This window comes from Azospirillum sp. UENF 112521 (genome assembly GCF_058780665.1).
Map to the genome: position 1 here is coordinate 1,896,434 of NZ_JBSNCI010000002.1, position 21,824 is coordinate 1,918,257.

A 21,824-nucleotide genomic window follows, 5' to 3' on the forward strand; every position below is an offset into this window, starting at 1 on the left:
AGGGGGTTTTTCTTTGTGCGCTCTCAGCTTGACGCCGTGTGGACTGTGGATCGGTGACCGTGGGGAACCGGTGGCTCCCCTTACCCCGCCAGCGACTTCGGCAGTGCGATCTGCGGCTCGACCTCCACCCGGTTGCGGCCGGCGTTCTTGGCGCGGTACAGGGCAGCGTCGGCGCGGGCCAGCAGTGGCTCGATGCCGGTGTCGCTGCCGGTCAGCCAGCTCAGCCCCAGGCTGACGGTCAGGAACAGCTCTCCGCCGTCCTCCCGCTTCACCGGCTGGGCGGCGATTGCCTGGCGCAGGCGCTGGGCGGCGGCAAAAGCATTCACGGGCGGAGTTTCCGGCATCACCACGGCGAACTCCTCGCCGCCCAGCCGGCCGATCAGGTCGCAGGCGCGCAAGCTGTCCTTGCAGGCGCGCACCGTGCTGCGGATCGCCTCGTCGCCGGTGGCGTGGCCATAGCTGTCGTTGACCCGCTTGAAATGGTCGATGTCCAGCATCACCACCGACAGCGGGCGTTCGTATCGTCGCGAGCGGGTAAACTCTTCAGCCCCCCTCTCCAGGAAACGGCGGCGGTTCATGGCACCGGTCAGGGCATCGGTGGTCGCCAGCCGCTCCAGGTCGCGCTGCATCGCCACGACGCGCGAGGCCGCCAGCAGGCGCGCCGCCGTCCATTTCCAATCCAAAGGTTTTCGCAGGAACTCGTCGGCGCCGGCCTCCACCAGTTCGTGGAACTGGTCGGTCATGCTGCCTGGAATCATCAGGATCAGGTAGAGGTGGCGAAGCCCCTGGGCCGTGCGCAAGTGCCAGCACAGCTCCAGCCCCGTCATGTCGGCCAGACGGATGTCGGCCATCACCACGTCGAACCGCTCATTCGCCACCGCCTCGATGGCGGCGGCGCCATTATTGACCACGCTGGTGGCGTAGCCGAGCTTGTTCAGCTCGTACACCATCATGGTCAGGTGGCGCGGTGAATTGTCGACGATCAGAATCCGCAAATCGAAAGCTCCCGGCGATCCCTGCCCGTTTATGGAGCATGCGACCTTACTTGTGCAAATGTCCTTAACGTCATGCCATGGCAGGATAACCAAAAGCGGATGTCATACGCCGGTATTCCAGGGTGATGGATGCCCCCCGCCGGAGGACCGATCTGATGCTTTTGCATATGTTGCCTATCGGGCCGGCCGGTTGATACTGTCCATCCCAATATGTTCGTGGAACAAGCGAACGATGATTGCGGGAGGCACGACCATGGACAGCGCGCGCGCGGCCCACATCGATGAACTCGTCCGTGTCTCCACCGGCCGTGTCTCCGCAGGGGTGTCGTCCGCCCGCGATCCGATCATCGAGAACTCGTGGCGCCGCTGCGTCGCCGACCACAAGCTGGACCCCACCGTCGGGCGCGAGGCGCACATCCTGCCGCAGGAACGGCTGCGCGAGCATCGCGACGCGATGGACGAGTTCCTGCGCATGGCCCGCTTCGGGCTGGAGGCGCTGTACCGGCAGGTCGCCGGCATGGGCTATGTCCTGCTGCTGACCGACAGCAACGGCGTCACGGTGGACTTCATCGGCGACCCGACCTTCGACAACCATCTGCGCCGGGCCGGCCTGTATCTCGGGTCTGACTGGAATGAGGGGCATGCCGGGACCTGCGCAGTCGGCACCTGCATCGCCACCGCCCAGGCGCTGACCGTGCACCAGACCGACCATTTCGACTCCACCCACATTCCGCTGACCTGCACCGCGGCTCCCGTCTTCGACAGCGGGGGCGAACTGGCCGCCGTGCTGGACATCTCCGCCCTGCATTCGCCGGAGCCGAAGATCAGCCAGTATCTGGCGCTGCAGATGGTGCGCGCCTATGTCCACAAGATCGAAACCGCCAACCTCTACAACAACTTCCGCCGCGACTGGGTGCTGAAGCTGTCGGCGTCGCAGGAGTTTGCGGAGGTCGACCCCGACTTCGTACTGGCGCTGGACGCCGGCGGACGGGTGGTCGGCTTCAACCACAAGGCCCATGATCTGCTGGCGGAGGACGGGGCATCACCGCTCGGCCGGTCCTTCGCCGAACTGTTCGATTGTGAGGTGGACGATCTGGTCCATTTCGTCCGCTCGCTGCCGACCGAGCAGCGCACGCTGCGCCTGCGCCGCACCGGCCTGCCGCTGTTCGCCCAGGCGATGCCACCGCCCGCCGTGTCGCTGCCGCGCAGCCACACGCCGGATCATGGCGGGGATTCGCTGCCAGAGCCGCTGCGCGTGGTGTCCGGCGGCGACCCGGCACTGAAGGCCGTGCTGACGCGGGCGGCCAAGCTGGTCAACACCCGCATGAGCCTGCTGATCCACGGCGAGACCGGCACCGGCAAGGAGCACCTCGCCAAGGCCCTGCACAAGGCCAGCATCCGCCGCAACAAGCCCTTCGTCGCCGTCAATTGCGCCGCCCTGCCGGAAAACCTGATCGAGAGCGAACTGTTCGGCTACGAGCCCGGCTCCTTCACCGGGGCGACGGCGCGCGGCAAGAAGGGGCTGATCCTGGAGGCCGACGGCGGCACCCTGTTCCTGGACGAGATCGGCGACATGCCGCTGTCGTCGCAGACCCGGCTGCTGCGCGTGCTGGCCGAGCGCGAGGTGACGCCGATCGGCCGGACCAAGGCGGTGTCGGTGGATGTCCGCGTCATCGGCGCCACCCACCGCGATCTGGTGGAACTGGTCAAGGCAGGACAGTTCCGCGACGACTTGTACTTTCGTCTCAACGGCGCGGTGTTCACCGTGCCGCCCCTGCGCCAGCGCGGCGACCTCGACTGGCTGATCGAACGGCTGCTGGCCGAGCGGGCCGAGCGCGATGGCGTCGGCTACCGCCTCACGCCGGCGGCGCTGGCCGCCCTGCGCGGCCATGGCTGGCCGGGCAATGTGCGGGAACTGGTGAATGCGCTGGACTATGCCTGCGCGGTCAGCGACGGCGGGTTGATCGACCTCGACGATATCCCAGAGCCGGTGCAGCACAGCGGCCTGTTCCGGGCCTGGCCGGAGGAGGTTGCGCAAACGGTTGCGACGGAGGAGGACCCGGCCGCCCGGCTGCGCGAGACGCTGCGGCGGCACCATTGGAATATTTCAGCGACGGCGCGCGCGATGGGGGTCGACCGCTCGACCGTCCATCGGCAGATGCACCGCTTCGGCATCGTGGCGCCGCACCGGGCGGAGTGAGGGAGCGCGGCAGGTTTCCGCGCCCCCCGGACTCCCCGTTTACCCTGCGGCTCCGAACCCGCCGCCGCCCGGCGTCTCGACCACCAGGGCATCACCCGGACGCATGACGGCGCTGTCCTGAGAGGCCAGTTCCTGCACGCTGCCGTCGGTGCGCTGGACCCAGGTCCGGCCGACCGCTCCGTCGGCACCGCCCTTCAGGCCGAAGGGAGCGATCTTGCGGTGGTTGGCGAGGATGGCGGCGGTCATCGGCTCCAGGAAGCGCAGGCGGCGGATCACGCCGTCGCCGCCGCGCCAGCGCCCTGCCCCGCCGGACCCGCGGCGGATGCGGAAGCTCTCCACCAGCACCGGGAAGCGCCATTCCAGCACCTCCGGATCGGTCAGGCGCGAGTTGGTCATGTGGGTCTGCACGGCGTCAGTGCCGTTGAAGCCGTTGCCGGCGCCCGACCCGCCGCAGACCGTCTCGTAATACTGGTGCCACTCGTTGCCGAAGGTGGTGTTGTTCATCGTACCCTGGGCCGACGCCATCACCCCCAGCGCGCCGAACAGGGCATCGACGATGCACTGGCTGGTCTCCACATTGCCGGCGACCACCGCGGCGGGTGGATTGGGCGACAGCATGGAGCCTGGCGGAATGACGATCTCGATGGGGCGCAGGCAGCCCTCGTTCATCGGGATCTCGTCGTCCACCAGACAGCGGAAGACATAGAGCACCGCGGCCCGGCAGACGGCCGAGGGGGCGTTGAAGTTGTTGGTGAGCTGGCTGCTGGTGCCGGAGAAATCGACGATGGCCGAGCGCGCGGCATGGTCGATCGACACCCGCAGCTTGATGACCGCGCCGTTGTCCAGCGTCACCGCGAAGTCGCCGTCGCTCAGCACGCCGATGGCGCGGCGAACCTGCTCCTCGGCATTGTCCTGGACGTGGCGCATATAGGCGATGACTGTCGACAGGCCGTGCAGGCGGACGACGCGGTGCAGTTCGCGGGTGCCCTGCTCGTTGGCGGCGACCTGCGCCTTGAGGTCGCCGATGTTCTGCGCCGGGTTGCGCGCCGGATGCGGGCCGGAGCGCAGAAGCTCCACCATTTCCTGCTCGCGGAACTGGCCGTTCTCCACCAGCGGCACGCAGTCCAGCAGCACGCCCTCGTCGGCGATGGTCCTGCTGTCGGGCGGCATCGAGCCGGGGGTGATGCCGCCGACATCGGCATGGTGACCGCGGGAGGCGACGAAGAACAGCAACTCCTTGCCCGCCTCGTCAAACACCGGGGAGACGACGGTGATGTCCGGCAGGTGGGTGCCGCCGTGATAGGGATCGTTCAGCGCGAAGCTCTCGCCGGCGGTGAAGGTGCCGCCGCGGCGCTGGATGACGGCCCGCACGCTCTCGCCCATCGATCCCAGATGGACCGGCATGTGCGGAGCGTTTGCGATCAGGCCGCCATCGCGGTCGAACAGGGCGCAGGAGAAGTCCAGACGCTCCTTGATGTTCACCGACCGGGCGGTCTTCTCCAGCGTCACGCCCATCCGCTCGGCGATGGACATGAACAGGTTGTTGAAGACCTCCAGCGTCACCGGATCAACCTTGGCCCCGCCCTTGACGCCGGCGGCCTGACGCTGGGCCGCCGGCTCCAGCCTGGACAGCACCAGATGGTTCTTGCGGGTGACCTCGGCCATCCAGCCGGGCTCGACCACGGTGGTGGAGACCGCCTCGGCCAGGATCGCCGGACCGACGACACGGTTTCCGGGCTGAAGCTGACGGCGGTCATAGAGCGGCGCCTCGCGGCGCTGGCCGCCGCTGTGGATGGCGACGGTGGCGAGCCGGCGCGGCAGCACCGCGGTGGTGGCGGGAAGCTCCGGATCCTCCAGTACGTCGGTCAGGCCGACCGCCTCCAGCGTCACCGACTCGACCTCCAGCGCGGTGCCGGGGGTGAGGAAGCCGTAGCGGCGGCGGTGCGCCTCCTCGAAGGACTTGGTCATCGCCACCTTCGACCCGAAGGCGACGGTCAGGGTGGTGTCGGAGCCGGCGGCCTTGAGATGGACGCGGCGGTTGATCGCCTGCCGCCCGGCATCCACGCCCTGTCGGGTCAGCTCGGCCCGTCCTTCGGTCTCCAGATCGGTGAACAGCATGGTCAGCCGGTCGACCACCGCATCGCTCAGCGGCCCTTCCACCGCACGCTCGCGGATGGCGACGGTGTCGGCCAGACCGATGCCGTAGGCGGACAGCACGCCGGCCTGCGGGTGCAGGAACACCCGCGTCATGCCCAGCGCGTCGGCGACGGCGCAGACATGCTGGCCCGCCGCCCCGCCGAAGCCATTCAGCGTGTAGCCGGTGACGTCGTAGCCGCGCTCGACCGAGATCTTCTTGATGGCGTTCGCCATGTTGTCGACGGCGATGCGCAGGAAGCCTTCGGCCACCTCCTGCGGGGTCATCGTCGTGCCGAGCTTGGCATTGACGGTGGCGGCCAGTTCGGTGAAGCGGGCCTTCACCACCTCGGCGTCCAGCGGCTGGTCGCCGTTGGGGCCGAAGACATTGGGGAAGAAGCGCGGCTGGATCTTGCCGACCATCACGTTGCAGTCGGTGACGGTCAGCGGACCGCCGCGGCGGTAGCAGGCGGGGCCGGGGTTGGCGCCGGCGCTGTCCGGCCCGACGCGGAAGCGGGTGCCGTCGAAGACGCAGAGCGAACCGCCACCGGCCGCCACCGTGTGGATGTGCATCATCGGCGCGCGCACCCGCACGCCGGCCACCACCGCGTCGAAGGCGCGTTCGTACTCGCCGGCATAATGCGACACATCGGTCGAGGTGCCGCCCATGTCGAAGCCGATGACCCGGTCGAAGCCGGCCATGCCGGCGGTGCGCACCGCGCCCACCACGCCGCCGGCCGGACCCGACAGGATGGCGTCCTTGCCCTGGAAGCGGCGGGCGTCGGTCAGGCCGCCGTTGGACTGCATGAACATCAGCGGCACCGGCGCGCCATCGACGCTGAGATCGTTGGCGACCCGGTCGACATAGCGGCGCAGCACCGGCGAGAGGTAGGCGTCGGCCACCGTGGTGTCGCCACGGCCGACCAGCTTCATCAGCGGGCTGACCAGATGGCTGACCGACACCTGGGTGAATCCGACCGCGCGAGCCAGCGAGGCGACCTGCCGCTCATGCTCGGGATAGCGGTAGCCGTGCATCAGCGCGATGGCGGCGGCGCGGAAGCCCCGGCGGTAGGCCTCCTCCAGCCCGCGGCGGACGGCATGCAGGTCGACCGGCTTCAGCACGCGGCCATCGGCCATCACCCGTTCCGGCACCTCCACCACATGGGAATAGAGCTGGTCGGGCAGATCGATGCGGCGGGCGAAGATCTTCGGACGGGCCTGATGGCCGATGCGCAGCTGGTCGGCCAGACCTTCTGTGATCAGCAGGACGGTCGGCTCGCCCTTCCGTTCCAGCAGGGCGTTGGTGGCGACGGTGGTGCCCATCTTGACCACCTCCACCGTGTCCGGCGGGATCGGCTGGCCCGGTTTCAGCCCCAGAAGCTCGCGGATGCCCTGGACGGCGGCGTCAGTGTAGCGCTCCGGATTTTCCGACAGCAGCTTGTGGGTCACGACCGACCCGTCGGGCCGGCGGCCGACGATGTCAGTGAAGGTGCCGCCGCGATCCACCCAGAACTGCCACCGGGCCGGCTTGGTTTCCGCCGCACCGGTCACCGTCCCGCTCTTCGTCCCACTCATTGTCGCACCCGCCGAAGTCCATGCGCGGCAACCGCACCGCGCGTGGGCCGGAGTTTCGCGATCCGGCAGCGAATTTCAACAGCTTGCGTGCCCGGCCCCCATCAGGGGAGAGGGACGCGGCGGAAAGAACACAGGATCACAGACGACCGGCCGGACGAATGTCGCCGTCAGGCGGCCAGCCGCTCCGACGGACGGGTGGACAGGCGGGCCAGGATGGCGTTGCCCGACAGGATGCTGTTGAAGGCGCCGCTGCCATCCTCCAAGGCCTCCAGGGCGATGGAGAACTGGTTCGGCGCCGGCAGCTCGAACATCGAGGCGATCTCGCCGCCGTCGAGCGCCAGCCGCCCGCCGAACCGGCGGGCCAGGGCGCGCATGCGGGAATTTTCCGCCAGGCACACCATATGGACATGACGGATGCCGCGGTTGCGGGCGACGGTCAGGATGCGGCGGACGAGCGTGCTGCCGACGCCCTTGCCTTGCAATCCCGACTCGATGCTGATGCCGAATTCAGCCTGCTCCGGCCAGAGGAGGCGGTCGCCGCACAGTTCGATGGCACCGCGCAGAACACCGTCCTCGAACGCGCCGAGAATCACCGTCCGTCCCCAGTCGATTGCCGCGCAATGCCGCTCCACCGCCTCGTCCGACAGGGTGCCGGCAAAGCGGGCATAACGGTCGGTGCGGTCGAGGCGGAGAAGATGCGCCCGGTACTGGGGCAGCTCGGTCGGCATGATCTTGCGGATGACAGGCATGGCTCTGCTCACGGTTCTCGAATTCCGAAAACGCATTCGTGCAGAACGTTTTTTCCCCAGGACCCGGCACCGCCGTCAGCAGGCACCGTCTTATCGCGAGCGGCGCTCTCTCCGGCGCCTTTTGTTGCATTGCAACATGGCGTGGCCGGCGGGATTCGCAAGCGCTTATTAGAAATTCGCGATACCAACAATGCTGGCCTGTTGCCGGCAAGCCACAGTTGGCCTGCCCTTTCCCGGCCGCTATGCTGCGGTCACGGGTGGGGTGGCCTGTGCACAAAAGGGCATGACATGAGCATCTGGGGCAAGATCCTGGGCGGCGCTGCCGGCCTGTTCACCGGCGGTCCGCTCGGCGCCCTGCTGGGCGGTCTGGCCGGGCATGCGGTCGATCTGTGGTCGCCCTGCGGCGCGGACGAGCAACCGCGCCGCGGCATGAGCGATGCCGAAGCCGAAGCGGCCAAGCAGACCGTCGCCTTCACCATCGGCGTGATCGCGCTGGCCGCCAAGATGGCTCGGGCCGACGGCGTGGTGAAGCGGGTGGAGGTCGACACCTTCAAGCGGCTGTTCCGCGTCCCCCCGGAGGAGTTGGACAATGTCGGCCGGGTCTTCGACCTCGCCCGCCGCGACACCCGCGGGTTCGAGGAATATGCCCGCCAGATCGCCAAGCTGTTCGAGGACAAGCACGCGGTGCTGGAGGAGTTGCTCGACAGCCTGCTGATGATCGCCGAGGCCGACGACGAGCTGCACGAGACCGAGGTGGAGTATCTGCACGCCGTCGCCGTGATCTTCGGCTTCGACGAGGCCGATTTCCGCCGCATCGTCGCCGGTCACCATCTGGCCGGCACCCCGACGGAAACCGACCCCTATGCCGTGCTCGGCGTGGCGCGTCTGGCCGGCGACGACGCGGTCAAGGCCGCACACCGGGCGCTGGTCCGCGAACACCACCCGGACCGGCTGATCGCCCAGGGCATGCCACAGGAATTCATCGATCTGGCAACCCAGAAGCTCGCGCTGATCAATGCCGCCTACGACCGCATCCGCCGGGAACGGGAAGGTGCCGCCGCCCTATCATGACCTGTCGCGAATCGTCGCCGAGCACGGTCATTTCAAATTGCTTTGCCGTGGTCTTTATCTCGTTTCCTGACGTATCGTCCCCGACGGGGCGGGCAACCGGTTGCCCGCGTGCTTTGGGGACGACACGACGATGCGACGCACGATCATCCTGACGGTCTTCGCCGCTGTATTGGGAACGACGATCGCCATGGGGTGGGGCGCCCAGGCGCAGGTGACGGCCCCCGCAACACTTGGCGACGCCACGGTGGTGCTGGGCCAGCCGCTGGCGCTGAATCTGGGAACGCCGCCTGCCGGCACCGACTGCCCCACGCAGGCGGCAACGCTGAACGCGCAAGCGCTGGTCCTGGTCGCCAACGGCCAGACCATTCCTGGCGCCCGCGCCAGCTTCGCCTGCTCCGCCAAGGGCGAACTGACGGGCACCGCCTCGACCTCCATCGCCGGCAACGGCGACGACGCGGCGAAGCGGCGGGCCTCCTGGCAGACCGCCTTCAGCGGCTTCTTCAGCCTCGCCGGGGCCAAGACCCTGCCGGTCGCCTTCGGTCCGGCCACCGGCGGCATGACGACCGCGCCGCAGATGGTGTCCATCCAGGGCGCCAGCGACCGTGACCTCGGGCTGGCGGCGGTGTGGTTCTCCCTGGTGGCGGCGGTGTTCCTGTTCGCCTTCTTCCGCCATTTCGGACGCACCGATGCCATGACCCCGATTGCCGGCGTGCCGATGCCGGCCGACTACCGGGCACCCTACAGCCTCGCCCGCTTCCAGCTTCTGTGGTGGAGCGGGATCGTCACCGCCTCCTACGCCGCCATCCTGACCATCACCGGGTCGATGGACACCATCACCACCGGCACCATGGCGCTGATGGGGATCGTCGGCGGCACCTCGGTCCTGGCCGTCTTCCAGGACCGCCGGCCGAACGACGACCAGACCCGGCGCCAGCAGCATGCCGCCCTCTACATCGCCGCAGCCGCGGCCACCCCACCCGACCGGACGGCGATGGCCGCCAGCCTGGAGCAGGTCTATCCGCCCACCCAGGGGCTGCTGCCCGATCTGCTGAGCGATGCCGCCGGCTACAACATCCATCGCCTGCAACTGCTGGCCTGGACCGGGGTGCTGGGCATCACCTTCCTCTACGAGGTCACCCGCACACTGGGCATGCCGGAACTGTCGGCCAACCTGCTGGCCCTTACCGGCATCAGCAACGGCACCTATTTCGGCTTCAAGATGCAGGAACAGCAGGTGCCGGCGCCGACCGCCATCGCCCCGGTATCCACCTGATCCCAGCCTGAAGCCGGGGTCGGTTCCACCGGGCGCAACCCGCCCAACCGTTTTTCCGGGTCGCGGTGGAGGGGGACGGCGCGCTATAACCCATCCCCTTCCCTCGATTTTCCGGCGCACGAACGGTCCATGGCTCCTCCCGCACCCATCACGGCGCTCCAGGGCGTCTCCGTCACCTTCGGCGGCCGTCCGCTGTTCGACGGCATCGACCTGTCCATCGGCCGCGGCGACCGCGCCTGTCTGGTCGGACGCAATGGGTCGGGCAAGTCGACGCTGATGAAGGTGCTGGCCGGGATGATCCAACCCGACGGCGGCACCGTCTTCGTCCAGCCGGGCGCCCGCCTCGCCTATCTGCCGCAGGAGCCGGACTTCACCGGCTGCGCCACCGTCCAGGACTATGTCGTGCAGGGCCTGCCCGCCGACGAACAGGACGAGGCGCACCGTGTCGACGCCGTGCTCGACCGGCTCCAGGTGGACGGCAACCTCGATCCGCGCACCCTGTCCGGCGGCGAATCGCGCCGCACCGCGCTGGCCCGCACGCTGGTCGGCAACCCCGACGTCATGCTGCTGGACGAACCGACCAACCATCTCGACCTCCCCACCATCGAGTGGCTGGAAGAGGAGCTGCTGTCCTTCCGTGGCGGCCTGCTGCTGATCAGCCACGACCGTGCCTTCCTGAACCGGCTGGCCAAGCGGACGCTGTGGCTCGACCGCGGCACGGTGCGCGCCACCGACCGCGGCTTCTCCGACTTCGAGACCTGGCAGGCCGAGGTGTTCGAGTCGGAGGAGGCGGCCGCCCACAAGCTGGACCGCAAGATCGAGAGCGAGATGAAGTGGCTGCGCGAGGGCATTTCCGCCCGGCGCACCCGCAACATGGGGCGTGTCCGCAACCTGCTGGACCTGCGGGCCGGTCGGGCGGAACAGATCAAGGGCGGCCAGCAGGCCAAGCTCGCCATCGCCGAGGCCGAGCGCGGCGGCCGGCTGGTGATCGAGGCGACCGCCATCTCCAAGGGCTTCGACACGCCCGACGGCCGCAAGACCATCGTGAACAACTTCTCCACCCGGATCCTGCGCGGTGACCGGGTCGGCCTGATCGGGCCGAACGGCGCCGGCAAGTCCACCCTGCTGAAGATGCTGACCGGCCAGCTCGATCCCGACGAGGGCACGGTGAAGCTGGGCACCAACCTCGACACCGCCTATTTCGACCAGCGGCGCGAGGGGCTGAACCCGGAGGACACCATCCGCAAGGTGCTGTGCCCCTTCGGCGGCGACGCGGTGGTGGTCAACGGCGTGTCGCGCCATGTCGCCGGTTACATGAAGGATTTCCTGTTCGACACCCGGCAGTTGGACAGCCCGGTCAAGGCGCTGTCGGGCGGCGAGCGCAACCGGTTGCTGCTGGCCCGGCTGTTCGCCAAGCCCAGCAACATGATGATCCTCGACGAGCCGACCAACGACCTCGACATGGACACGCTGGATCTGCTGGAGGATGTGCTAGGCGACTATCAGGGCACGTTGCTGCTGGTCAGCCACGACCGTGACTTCCTCGACCGGCTGGTGACCGCCACCATCGCGCTGGAGGGCGACGGCACCGCCACCGAATATGCCGGCGGCTATTCCGACTATCTGGTGCAGCGTCCGGCCAAGGCGGCTCCCGCCGCAGCATCCGCCAAGCCGAAGCCGGCCACCCAGGCACCGGCCGCCGCGGCCAAGCCACGCGGCAAGCTGAGCTACAAGGACCAGCGCGAGCTGGACGAGCTGCCCACCCGCATGGACAGTCTGGGGGGCGAGATCGCCAAGCTGGAGAAGGCGCTGGCCGATCCCGACCTGTTCACCCGCGATCCCGCCAAGTTCCAGAAGACCAGCGAGCAGCTACACGCCAAGCAGGCGGCGCTGGCCGCGGCGGAGGAGCGCTGGCTGGAGCTTGAGGCGATGCGCGAGGAGTTGGAAGGCGGGCGGGCATGAGTTTTGCCCACACGCTCCAGGCGCTGGTGGTGATGGCGCTGTGGGGGCTGAACTTCGTGGTGGCGAAATGGGCGCTGGCCGAATTTCCGCCGCTGTTCGTGATGTTCCTGCGCTTCGCCCTGGTGGCGGTGCTGATCATCCCCTTCTTCCGCGTGCCGCGCGACAAGCTGTGGAAGATCGCGCTGCTGTCGGTGACGCTGGGCAGCATCCATTTCCCGATGATGTTCAGCGGACTCAAAGGGATCGATGCCGCCACCGCTTCGCTGGCGGCACAGGTGCAGGTGCCATTCTCCTCCCTGCTGGCGGCGCTGGTGTTCAAGGACAAGCTGGGCTGGCGCCGCGGCATCGGCATGGCCGCCGCCTTCGCCGGCGTGGCGGTGATCGCCGGAGAGCCGCGGCTGGGCGAGTCGCTCCATTCGCTGCTGCTGATCCTGGCCGCGAGCTTTGCCTTTGCGGTGGCGAGCGTGCAGATGAAGTTGATCGGGGCGGTGAACGGTTTCGCCGTCAACGGCTGGATGGCGCTATTCGCCATGCCGCAATTGCTGGTCCTGTCGCTGCTGACGGAGCATGGACAGATGGCGGCGCTGGCGAATTCGACCTGGGTCGGCTGGGCGTCCATCGCTTATATGGCCATCGCCGTCACCATCATCGCCTACGGGCTGTGGTATCCGTTGCTGGGACGCTATTCCGTCAACCAGACCATGCCCTATCTGTTGACCGTGCCGGTCTTCGGCGTCGCCAGCGGCGTGCTGCTGATGGGCGATCCGGTGACGATCAACCTCGCCATCGGCGGGCTGTTGACCATCGGCGGCGTTGCGGTGATCGTGAAGCGCCGTCCGCGCACCGTCAGCGAGACCGTCACCAACCCGACCTGATGCCGACATGAGCCGCTTCCGCCGGATCGACCTCCCCTCCCCCAACCACGGCCCGCGTGCCGACGGTGCGGGGGTGGAACTGCTGATCCTGCATTACACCGGCATGCTCACCGCCGCCTATGCGCTGGAGCGTCTGTGCGACCCGGCATCCCAGGTCAGCGCCCATTACACGGTGGACGAGGACGGCACCGTCTATGCCCATGTGCCGGAGGACCGGCGGGCCTGGCATGCCGGCCGGTCGAGCTGGCGCGGAGCGGGGGACGTCAACAGCCGCTCCATCGGCGTGGAGATCGTCAATCCCGGCCACGAGTTCGGCTACCGGCCCTTCCCGCCGGTGCAGATGGCCGCGGTCGCCGAGCTTTGCCTCGGCATCGTCGCCCGGCATGGCATCGCCGCCGCCGATGTGCTGGGCCACAGCGACGTGGCCCCCGCCCGCAAGGAGGACCCGGGCGAGCTGTTCGATTGGCCGGGCCTTGCCGCCCACGGGATCGGGCTCTGGCCCACGCCGTCCCAGGCCGACGACGGCCCCGCCGACACAGGGGAGGTCGCCGCACTGCTGGGACGCTATGGGTACGACCCGGCAGAGCCGAGGGCGCTGCTGGCCTTCCAGCGCCACTTCAATCCCGACTGCCTGACGGGCCTTCCCGACCCTGAGACGGTGCGCCGCCTGCGCGCTTTGCTGCGACTGACCGGACGGTAACGGTCGGAGCCCGCGATTTGGGGTTTGCCCCTACGGCCGCTTCCCTATATGAACGACCGCGCCAGATGGCCGGATGGCCGCCTTCGGTTTCGACCGGGGGAGGAAAGTCCGGGCTCCACGGAAACACGGTGCCGGCTAACGGCCGGCGGGGGCGACCCTAGGGAAAGTGCCACAGAAAGCAAACCGCCGGCGTTTCGACGCAGGTAAGGGTGAAAGGGTGCGGTAAGAGCGCACCGCGGACCCGGCAACGGGGACGGCACGGTAAACCCCACCGGGAGCAAGACCGAATAGGAGCGGCCCGACCACCGTCCCCGCAACGGGACGGGCGTGGGTCAAGCGCGTTTCCGCGCCGCCGCTCGGGTTGGTCGCGCGAGGCGTCCGGGCAACCGGCGTCCCAGACGAATGGCCATCGCCTGCCCCTCGGGGCGGGATACAGAACCCGGCTTACAGGCCATCTGGCACTTTCCCACCTCTTTTGCCCAGCCCGTCCCAAATCGGCTCCCCATAGGGGCGGCCGATCCCATGGCGGCTCCCGTTTGCCCTCGCCCGTTTCCTTTCGACGGGCGGACATGGGACGGCGTGGGCGGCAGGCGGGTGGCAGAGGAGCGGTCTGCGATGTCATCCACAGGGTGGATGCGACCGCCCCTCCCCCGGCACCCCGCAGTCCGCCGGGCTTTTCCGCCGTCATCCCCAGGATGTGCACGGTCACATCCACATTTTCCCCAGACTAATCCACAGCCGGTGGATAACTGTGGGGCAATTTCCCATGCCGTCCCATGCCGAACCTTTGTTTCCCACCCAAGGTTCTATGCCGTCCGAGGGGGTCGATTCCACGGTGAGACAAACCATGCGTATATAGCATTTTCTTAAAATTTTGGAACGTTCGAAGAACCTGTGTGGATAACTCCATGCGCATCGCGAGAGTCCAGCGGAATACTGCGAAGATTCTGAGATTTCGTACACCAACTTGCCCGGATGCCACTGTATGACCCAAAAGTCTTGACACCCCCGTCTGAATACTCGGGGGAGCGTTGACGCCCATGCCGTCCCATGCTATCCCAAGAACGCCCATTTAAGGGGGGCTCTTACCCATTCTGGTTAACACCGGGGGCGGGAGCTGAATGGGCCAAGCGGGGCTAGCGCGGAGCACCCGACCGCGCACGGGGGATAGCAGGGGGGATCGCCGGGCCTATGGCCGTTTTCCTGTCCACATACGTCAACAAAGTTGACAGGAAAGGGCGTGTGTCCATCCCGGCACAGTTCAGGCAGTCGCTTGCCAAGACGTCGGCTCCCAGCACCGTCTATCTCTGGCCCTCGCTAAATCACCAGGCGCTGGAAGGCGCCGACCAGGACTATCTCGACGTCCTCTCCGAAAGCCTCGAATCCCCCGACCTCGATGCCGACGAGCGCGACATGATCGAGACCTTCATCTTCGGAAAGCTGATCCCCGTCTCCTCCGACGCCGAAGGCCGCATCGTCCTGCCCAAGGAGCTGGCGGAGTTCGCCGGCATCACCGAAGAGGCCGCCTTCATCGGCCGCCGCAAAACCTTTCAAATCTGGGAACCCAACGCCTTGAAAGCCCACGAGGCGGCACTGCGCGAACAGGTCGTGCGCAAAGACATCTCCCTCAGCCAGATTGTGGCCAAGGCGTCCCGCGGCGCCGCCAGCCGGAGCGGGGAGGGCGCCTGATGACCGACACCCGCATCCACATTCCCGTCCTGCTGGACGAGGTGATCGCCGCGCTGTCCCCGCGCGACGGCGGCCTCTATGTGGACGGCACTTTCGGCGCCGGCGGCTACAGCCGCGCCCTGCTGCAATCGGCCTCCTGCCGCGTGATCGGCATCGACCGCGACCCCGCCGCGATCGAGCGCGGCCATGCGCTGGCCCAGGAGTTCCCCGGACGGCTGGAGGTGATCGAGGGCCAATTCGGCGATATGGACCGGCTGCTCGCCGACCATGGAGTCGGGACGGTCGACGGCGTGGCGCTCGACGTCGGCGTCTCCTCCCCCCAGATCGACGAGCCGGAGCGCGGGTTCTCCTTCCGCTTCGACGGCCCGCTCGACATGCGGATGGGACGGGATGGGCCGACCGCCGCCGACGTGGTCAACACCGCCGACGAATCGGATCTGGCCGACATCGTCTACCACCTGGGCGAAGAGCGGATGGCGCGCCGCGTCGCCCGCGCCATCGTCGCCGCCCGCCGCGAGGCACCGATCGAGCGCACGGCCCGGCTGGCCGACATCATCCGCTCGGTCGTGCCGAAGGGGAAGGGCGACGGGATCGACCCGGCCACCCGCACCTTCCAGGCGCTGCGCATCCATGTGAACGACGAGTTGGGCGAACTGCGGCGCGGCCTGTCCGCCGCCGAGTCGCTGCTGGCGCCCGGCGGGCGTCTCGCCGTCGTCTCCTTCCATTCGCTGGAGGACCGCGAGGTCAAGGCGTTCCTGCGGGAACGCTCTTCGCCGCCGCCCTCCCCGTCCCGCCACACGCCCGTGACCGCGGTCGCGGCGCATCACCCATCCTTCCGCCTGCTCTCCCGGAAACCCGTGGACCCGAGCGAGGCCGAAGCCCGTAACAATCCCCGCGCCCGGTCCGCCCGGCTGCGCGCGGCTGAACGTACCGAGGCGCCCGCGTTCCCGGCGTCCGGCAAGGAGGCAGCATGAAAGGCAAGACCTGGCTGTTCTGGGGTGGCCTGATCGCGGCCGCCGGTGGCGTGCTGTTCCAGACCAGCTACGACGTCCAGGATCTTGAGGAGAAGCTCGCCGGGCTGAACCGCAAGATCATTCTGGAACAGGAGTCGATCCAGGTCCTGAAGGCCGAATGGAGCTACCTGAACGACCCCACCAAGCTGGAGCAGATGGCCCAGGCCTATCTGACGCTGCAGCCGACCGAGCCGCGCCAGTATATGGCGATGGACATGATCCCGATGCGCCCGGCCGACGCGGTCCCGCCGCCGGCCCAGGCCCTGCCCGGCAAGGCCATGCCCGGCGCTCCGCTGCCGCCGATGGTCCGCGCGCCCGGCACCGGCAATTCCCAGCTGGCCGCCGCCCGCGTGCCCGCCGCTCCCAACAACAACGCCGCTGCCGGAATCGTTCCGGTCAGCGCGCCGGTCGGGTTGGCGAAGCCGCTGCCGATGGAAAAGGCGCTGGAACGCGCGCCTGTCGTCGTGCCGGCATCCCTGCCCTCCGGCGCTGCCCTTGCCGACCCGTCCCGCGCCAACCGGATCAAGCCGGCCGCCCTGGTGCCCGGCTCCGCCCGTGTGCCTACCGAGAAGTCGGCGACTCCGGCTGCGCCGGCCGCCGCCGGCAAGCTGGCACCCAACGCCCCGACCGCGCGCCCGACCGAACTGGCCTCCCGCCCGATCCCGGCGCCGGCACCTAAGGTTGCCGCCGCGGCTCCGGCCGCGCAGCAGCCCTATCAGCCCAAGCCGACCGACAGCCTCGGGCTGCTCGTTGCGCGCCTGGGGGCCAATCGATGATCGGTCACGACCACGGCGGCCCGGCCGGCTACGGCCAGCCGGGAGCCAGCACCGGCAGCACCTATGTGCCGCCGCCGGCACCCTCGCCCTTTCCCCAGCCGGCCCCGCAGCCGTCCGCCAAGCCGCGGACCTCGCTGGCGGTCGCGCTGGAGCAGAGCCGTTACCGCCTGATGGTGACGGCTGCCGTGGTCACGACCGTCTTCACCGCCATCAGCGTCAAGCTGGCGATGGCCACGCTGCTCGCCGGCGGCGGCGAGCCGCGCCAGCATGTCGCGCTCGAGGTGGGCGACACCACCACCAACCGCGCCGACATCACCGACCGCAACGGCAACCTGCTGGCGACCTCACTGGTCACCCAGTCGCTCTATGCCGACCCCAAGCTGGTCTCGCGCCCGGAAGAGGCCGCGCAGAAGCTGGTCGGCGCCCTGCCCGACCTGGATTACAAGGACGTCCTCGGCAAGCTGAGCGGCGACCGCCGCTTCGTCTGGCTGAAGCGCAACCTGACGCCGAAGCAGCAGGCCGCCGTCCACCGCCTCGGCATCCCCGGCGTCGCGTTCGAGCGGGAGGAGCGCCGCTTCTATCCGGCCGGCCCGCTGACCTCGCACATCGTCGGCTTCACCGGCATCGACAACAACGGCCTTGCCGGCATGGAGCAGGGCTTCAACAAGCGGCTGACCGAGGAGCCCGGCACGCCGCTTCAGCTGTCCATCGACCTGCGGTTGCAGCATGTCCTGAAGAAGGAGCTGGCCGCCACGGTGCAGGAATTCAGCGCCATCGGCGCCGCCGGCATCGTCTTCGACGTGCGCAACGGCGAAGTGCTGTCGATGGTCTCGCTGCCCGATTTCGACCCGCAGGATCCGACCGGCCTGGTCCCGGACACGCTGTTCAACCGGGCTACGCTCGGCGTGTACGAGATGGGTTCGACTTTCAAGATCTTCAACTCTGCGTTGGCATTCGACACCGGCAAGATCCGGGTGTCGGACATGTTCGACGCGGCGCACCCGGTCAAGATCGGCCGCTTCACCATCAACGACTACCACAACCTGCACCGCGCGCTGACGGTGGCGGAAGTGTTCCAGCACTCCTCCAACCTCGGCTCGGTGCGCATGGTGCAGCAGGTGGGCGTGGCGGCGCAGAAGGCCTTCATGACCAAGATGGGCTTCACCAAGCCCACCGGGCTGGAGCTGCCGGAAAGCGGCTGGCCGCTGGTGCCCAACCCGTGGCGCGAGGTCAACAGCTACACCATCTCCTTCGGCCACGGCATCTCCGTCAGCCCGATGCACACGGTGGCCGCCGCCGCGTCCGTCATCAACGGCGGCCTCTTCCACAAGCCGACGCTGCTGAAGCGCCAGCCCGACGGCGAGATTCCGACCGAGCAGGTGGTGTCGCGCCAGACCTCCGACATGATGCGACGCATGTTCCGCTTCGTCGTCACCGAGGGTACCGGCAAATCGGCGGAAGTGAAGGGCTATGTCGTCGGCGGAAAAACCGGCACGGCGGACAAGCAAAAGGGCAAGCATTACCAGAAGAACTCGCGCATGTCGTCGTTCCTGGGCGCCTTCCCGATGAATGATCCGCGCTACATCGTCTATGTGCTGGTCGACGAACCGCAGGCGACGAAGAAGACTTACGGCTACGCCACCGGCGGCTGGGTCGCCGCCCCGGCGGTGGGCCGCATCGTCAAGCAGATCGGCCCGCTGCTGAATGTGCCGATGGTGGACGAGAACACGCCGGAGATCCTGAACTCCACCTACCTGAACGCCGCCGGTTCCACCAACTGGCAGCAGTCGCTGCCGCCCGTCACCGCTCCACCCCCCGCGAAGGGAAGCACCGTTGCGTCTTTCCCAACTCAGACCAAGCCGCGCTGACGCCACCCGCGGCGTCGCCGACCCCAACATCGCCGGGCTGACCGCCGACAGCCGGGCGGTCAAGCCCGGCTTTGTCTTTGCTGCACTGCCCGGCGTGAAGGCCGATGGCCGCGCCTTCATCGCCGACGCGCTCGCCAGGGGCGCCGCCGCCGTGCTGGCGCCCGAGGGCACTGAACTGCCAGCCGGTTCCACCGCCCTCCTGCTGACCGACCCGCAGCCCCGCCTCGCCTTCGCGCTCATGGCCGCCGCCTTCCATGGCGGGCGCCAGCCGGAGACGGTGGTGGCGGTGACCGGCACCAACGGCAAGACCTCCACCGTCCAGTTCGCCGCCCAGATTTGGACGCGCCTCGGCCTGCCCGCCGGCAGCCTGGGCACGCTGGGCCTGCTCGGCCCCGGCCTGCACGGCTATGGCGGAATGACGACGCCCGATCCGGTGTCGCTCCACCGAGATCTCGCCGCCGCCAAGGATGCCGGCATCGAGCATCTGGCGATGGAGGCGTCGAGCCATGGGCTGGAGCAGTTCCGGCTGGACGGGGTGGCGATCAAGGCCGCCGGCTTCACCAACCTGACGCTGGACCATCTGGACTATCACGGCACCATGGATGCGTACCGCGACGCCAAGGCGATGCTGTTCGACCGCGTCCTGCCGACGGGGGCCGTAGCGGTACTGAACGCCGACTCTCCGGAATTTCAACATTTTGCCACCATTTGTAACGACCGCGGCCACCGGGTCCTGTCCTATGGTCTGGCCGGCACCGAGCTTCGGGTGACCGGGGTTGAGCCGCTGGCCCATGGCCAGCGCCTTTCCCTGTCCGTGCTCGGCCGCGACGTGACGGTCGACCTGCCGCTGGCAGGTCGGTTCCAGGCCTGGAACGTGCTCTGCGCGCTGGGGCTGGTCATCGGATCCGGCGGTGACGCCGGGCGGGCGCTGGACAGCCTTTCCTCGCTGGAAGGCGTACCGGGCCGGTTGCAGCATGTCGCGACCCATCCCAACGGGGCGACGGTCTACGTCGATTTCGCCCATACGCCGGACGCGCTGGAAACGGTGCTTCTGGCGCTGAGGTCGCATGCCGCGCGCCATCTGGTGACGGTGTTCGGCTGTGGCGGCGACCGCGATCGCAGCAAGCGGCCGGTGATGGGCGCGCTGGCCGCCAGGCTGGCCGACCGCGCCATCGTCACCGACGACAATCCGCGGACCGAGGATCCCGCCTTCGTGCGGGGTCAGGTGCTGGCTGGGGCCACCGGGGATCTGGCCGGCCGGCTGGAGGAGATCGGAGACCGGGCCGAAGCGATCCGCACCGCGGTGCGGCAGCTTCAGCCCGGCGACGTACTGGTCATCGCCGGCAAGGGCCACGAACAGGGACAAACGATCGGCACCGAGGTGCGTCCGTTCGACGATGCGGACGAGGCCCGGAAAGCCGTAGCGGAGGTTGGAGCATGAGCGGGGACAGGACGGTCCTTTGGACAGCGGATGAGGCTGCGGCCGCCACCGGCGGGCGTTTGGCCGGCCCGTCCGCCTGGACCGCGACCGGCGTCGCCATCGACAGCCGCAAGGTGGCGGTGGGCGACCTGTTCGTCGCCATCCGCGGGCCGAATTTCGACGGGCACGCCTTCGTTGGCGCCGCGCTGGCCGCCAGTGCCGCCGCTGCGATGGTCGACCATCTGCCGGATAATCTCCCGGAAGGCGCACCGCTGCTGCTCGCACCGGCCGACACGCTGGAGTCGATGGCGGCGCTGGGCGTGGTGGCGCGGGCGCGTTGCGGCGCACGCTTCGTCGGCGTCACCGGCTCCGTCGGCAAGACCGGGACCAAGGAAACGTTGCGCCATGTCCTGTCGGCGCAAGGGGCGACCTACGCCAACGAAGGCAGCCTGAACAACCATTGGGGCGTGCCGCTGTCGCTTGCCCGCCTGCCTGCCGACAGCAGCTATGGCGTGTTCGAGCTGGGGATGAACCATGCCGGCGAACTCGGGCCGCTGTCGCGGCAGGTCAAGCCGCATGTCGCCGTCATCACCACCATCGAGGCGGTGCATCTGGAGTTCTTCTCCGGCGTCGAGGCCATCGCCGATGCCAAGGCCGAGATCTTCGAGGGGATGGATGCCGGCGGCATCGCCGTGCTGAACCGCGACAACGGACAGTATGGCCGGCTGGCCACCGCCGCCCGCCGCCAGGGGCTGACCGACATCTGGAGCTTCGGCGCCCATGACGAGGCCGACGCCCGGCTGGTCGACTGCTCGCTGCATGCGACCTGCAGCGCGGTGACCGCGCTGATCCGCGGCGAACGGGTGCAGTATTGCCTGTCGCAGCCGGGCCGGCACTGGGTGATGAACAGTCTGGCGGTGCTGCTGGCGGTGAAGGCGCTGGGCGCCGATGTCGCAGCCGCCGCCCGGTCGCTGTCCAGCCTGCCGCCGGTCAAGGGGCGCGGCACCCGCAAGCGCATCCAGCTGCCGCAGGGCGCCTTCACCCTGATCGATGAGAGCTACAACGCCAGCCCCGCCGCAATGACGGCGACGCTGGAGGTGCTGGGCAAGATCGACCCCGGTGCCGGCGGCCGGCGCATCGCCGTGCTGGGCGACATGCGGGAGCTGGGCGCGCGCGCCGACGCGCTGCACATCGGTTTGGCCGAGCCGCTGCGCAACGCCCATGTCGACGCCGTCTATGCCTGTGGGCCGCATATGAAGACGCTGTTCGACCGCCTGCCGGCGGCGATGCGCGGCGCCTGGACCGAAACCAGCGTGGAGCTGGCCCCCATCGTCACCGGGACCGTAAAGGGCGGCGACGTCATCATGGTCAAGGGGTCCCTGGGCAGTCGTACAGGTCTGATCGTCGATGCGCTCGCGGCACTCGACAGCGGGCGCGAAAGCGAGGACAAAGCCGCCTCCCGAACCACCAACCAGCCGCAGGCGGCCGCGCAATCCGCGCAGGCCCCGCGAGGCTGACGGACCCA

General features: G+C 68.5%; 15 protein-coding genes and 1 other RNA gene. 13 read left to right on the forward strand and 3 right to left on the reverse strand.

The window, feature by feature from the left end; all coding sequences use genetic code 11:
• Positions 1-80: 80 nt before the first annotated feature.
• Positions 81-995, reverse strand: coding sequence for a GGDEF domain-containing protein (locus ACWPN8_RS11275; protein WP_492240820.1), 915 nt, complete (start codon positions 993-995; stop codon positions 81-83).
• A gap of 253 nt (positions 996-1,248) precedes the next feature.
• On the opposite strand from ACWPN8_RS11275, the gene ACWPN8_RS11280 reads away from it, so the two are divergent.
• A complete protein-coding gene (locus tag ACWPN8_RS11280; protein ID WP_492240821.1) occupies positions 1,249-3,195 on the forward strand; it encodes a sigma-54-dependent Fis family transcriptional regulator in 1,947 nt (648 codons plus the stop codon).
• A 39-nt stretch (positions 3,196-3,234) separates the two neighbouring features.
• On the opposite strand, the gene ACWPN8_RS11285 is transcribed toward ACWPN8_RS11280, so the two are convergent.
• The gene (locus ACWPN8_RS11285) at positions 3,235-6,903 is read right to left on the reverse strand and encodes a hydantoinase B/oxoprolinase family protein (protein WP_492240822.1); all 3,669 of its coding nucleotides are present in this window, start codon (positions 6,901-6,903) and stop codon (positions 3,235-3,237) included.
• A 167-nt stretch (positions 6,904-7,070) separates the two neighbouring features.
• Positions 7,071-7,664 carry a GNAT family N-acetyltransferase gene (locus ACWPN8_RS11290; protein WP_492240823.1) on the reverse strand — a complete coding sequence of 198 codons (594 nt, stop codon included), beginning with the start codon at positions 7,662-7,664 and terminating at the stop codon, positions 7,071-7,073.
• Positions 7,665-7,940: 276 nt separating this feature from the next.
• Here ACWPN8_RS11290 and ACWPN8_RS11295 point away from each other — a divergent pair, with 276 nt between their 5' ends.
• The 12 genes from ACWPN8_RS11295 to ACWPN8_RS11350 all read left to right on the forward strand — a co-directional run bounded on the left by ACWPN8_RS11295 (position 7,941) and on the right by ACWPN8_RS11350 (position 21,816).
• Positions 7,941-8,723: a TerB family tellurite resistance protein gene (locus tag ACWPN8_RS11295; protein ID WP_452028486.1), complete on the forward strand. Its 783-nt coding sequence runs from the start codon at positions 7,941-7,943 to the stop codon at positions 8,721-8,723.
• A 130-nt stretch (positions 8,724-8,853) separates the two neighbouring features.
• On the forward strand, positions 8,854-9,996 hold the full coding sequence (locus ACWPN8_RS11300) for a hypothetical protein (RefSeq protein WP_492240824.1): 1,143 nt from the start codon (positions 8,854-8,856) through the stop codon (positions 9,994-9,996).
• 129 nt (positions 9,997-10,125) lie between these two features.
• Positions 10,126-11,958, forward strand: a complete 1,833-nt coding sequence (locus ACWPN8_RS11305; RefSeq protein ID WP_492240825.1) for an ABC-F family ATP-binding cassette domain-containing protein — start codon at positions 10,126-10,128, stop codon at positions 11,956-11,958.
• Positions 11,955-12,833 carry a DMT family transporter gene (locus ACWPN8_RS11310; protein ID WP_109096554.1) on the forward strand — a complete coding sequence of 293 codons (879 nt, stop codon included), beginning with the start codon at positions 11,955-11,957 and terminating at the stop codon, positions 12,831-12,833. Before ACWPN8_RS11305 ends, ACWPN8_RS11310 begins: the two co-directional genes overlap by 4 nt.
• Positions 12,834-12,840: 7 nt before the next feature.
• Entirely contained in the window at positions 12,841-13,533 is a 693-nt protein-coding gene (locus ACWPN8_RS11315; RefSeq protein WP_492240826.1) for an N-acetylmuramoyl-L-alanine amidase, read from the forward strand.
• A gap of 61 nt (positions 13,534-13,594) precedes the next feature.
• Positions 13,595-13,996, forward strand: an RNA gene (rnpB, locus tag ACWPN8_RS11320) — RNase P RNA component class A.
• Positions 13,997-14,724: 728 nt separating this feature from the next.
• Positions 14,725-15,222, forward strand: coding sequence for a division/cell wall cluster transcriptional repressor MraZ (locus ACWPN8_RS11325; protein WP_098739429.1), 498 nt, complete (start codon positions 14,725-14,727; stop codon positions 15,220-15,222).
• Complete coding sequence (rsmH, locus tag ACWPN8_RS11330) at positions 15,222-16,196, forward strand: 16S rRNA (cytosine(1402)-N(4))-methyltransferase RsmH (RefSeq protein ID WP_492240827.1); 975 nt, start codon at positions 15,222-15,224, stop codon at positions 16,194-16,196. Before ACWPN8_RS11325 ends, rsmH begins: the two co-directional genes overlap by 1 nt.
• A complete protein-coding gene (gene ftsL / locus ACWPN8_RS11335) occupies positions 16,193-17,011 on the forward strand; it encodes a cell division protein FtsL (protein WP_109096551.1) in 819 nt (272 codons plus the stop codon). Before rsmH ends, ftsL begins: the two co-directional genes overlap by 4 nt.
• Positions 17,008-18,879, forward strand: a complete 1,872-nt coding sequence (locus tag ACWPN8_RS11340) for a peptidoglycan D,D-transpeptidase FtsI family protein (RefSeq protein WP_109096550.1) — start codon at positions 17,008-17,010, stop codon at positions 18,877-18,879. Before ftsL ends, ACWPN8_RS11340 begins: the two co-directional genes overlap by 4 nt.
• On the forward strand, positions 18,845-20,320 hold the full coding sequence (locus ACWPN8_RS11345; RefSeq protein ID WP_492240828.1) for a UDP-N-acetylmuramoyl-L-alanyl-D-glutamate--2,6-diaminopimelate ligase: 1,476 nt from the start codon (positions 18,845-18,847) through the stop codon (positions 20,318-20,320). Before ACWPN8_RS11340 ends, ACWPN8_RS11345 begins: the two co-directional genes overlap by 35 nt.
• Complete coding sequence (locus ACWPN8_RS11350) at positions 20,317-21,816, forward strand: UDP-N-acetylmuramoylalanyl-D-glutamyl-2,6-diaminopimelate--D-alanyl-D-alanine ligase (protein ID WP_492240829.1); 1,500 nt, start codon at positions 20,317-20,319, stop codon at positions 21,814-21,816. Before ACWPN8_RS11345 ends, ACWPN8_RS11350 begins: the two co-directional genes overlap by 4 nt.
• Positions 21,817-21,824 lie beyond the last annotated feature (8 nt).

Excerpts from the sequence above, each read along its gene's own strand:
- ACWPN8_RS11280 (WP_492240821.1), top strand. The coding sequence starts at position 1,249 with ATGGACAGCGCGCGCGCGGCCCACATCGATGAACTCGTCCGTGTCTCC.
- ACWPN8_RS11285 (WP_492240822.1), bottom strand. The coding sequence starts at position 6,903 with ATGAGTGGGACGAAGAGCGGGACGGTGACCGGTGCGGCGGAAACCAAG.
- ACWPN8_RS11295 (WP_452028486.1), top strand. The coding sequence starts at position 7,941 with ATGAGCATCTGGGGCAAGATCCTGGGCGGCGCTGCCGGCCTGTTCACC.
- ACWPN8_RS11300 (WP_492240824.1), top strand. The coding sequence starts at position 8,854 with ATGCGACGCACGATCATCCTGACGGTCTTCGCCGCTGTATTGGGAACG.
- ACWPN8_RS11305 (WP_492240825.1), top strand. The coding sequence starts at position 10,126 with ATGGCTCCTCCCGCACCCATCACGGCGCTCCAGGGCGTCTCCGTCACC.
- ACWPN8_RS11310 (WP_109096554.1), top strand. The coding sequence starts at position 11,955 with ATGAGTTTTGCCCACACGCTCCAGGCGCTGGTGGTGATGGCGCTGTGG.
- ACWPN8_RS11315 (WP_492240826.1), top strand. The coding sequence starts at position 12,841 with ATGAGCCGCTTCCGCCGGATCGACCTCCCCTCCCCCAACCACGGCCCG.
- ACWPN8_RS11325 (WP_098739429.1), top strand. The coding sequence starts at position 14,725 with ATGGCCGTTTTCCTGTCCACATACGTCAACAAAGTTGACAGGAAAGGG.
- rsmH (WP_492240827.1), top strand. The coding sequence starts at position 15,222 with ATGACCGACACCCGCATCCACATTCCCGTCCTGCTGGACGAGGTGATC.
- ftsL (WP_109096551.1), top strand. The coding sequence starts at position 16,193 with ATGAAAGGCAAGACCTGGCTGTTCTGGGGTGGCCTGATCGCGGCCGCC.
- ACWPN8_RS11340 (WP_109096550.1), top strand. The coding sequence starts at position 17,008 with ATGATCGGTCACGACCACGGCGGCCCGGCCGGCTACGGCCAGCCGGGA.
- ACWPN8_RS11350 (WP_492240829.1), top strand. The coding sequence starts at position 20,317 with ATGAGCGGGGACAGGACGGTCCTTTGGACAGCGGATGAGGCTGCGGCC.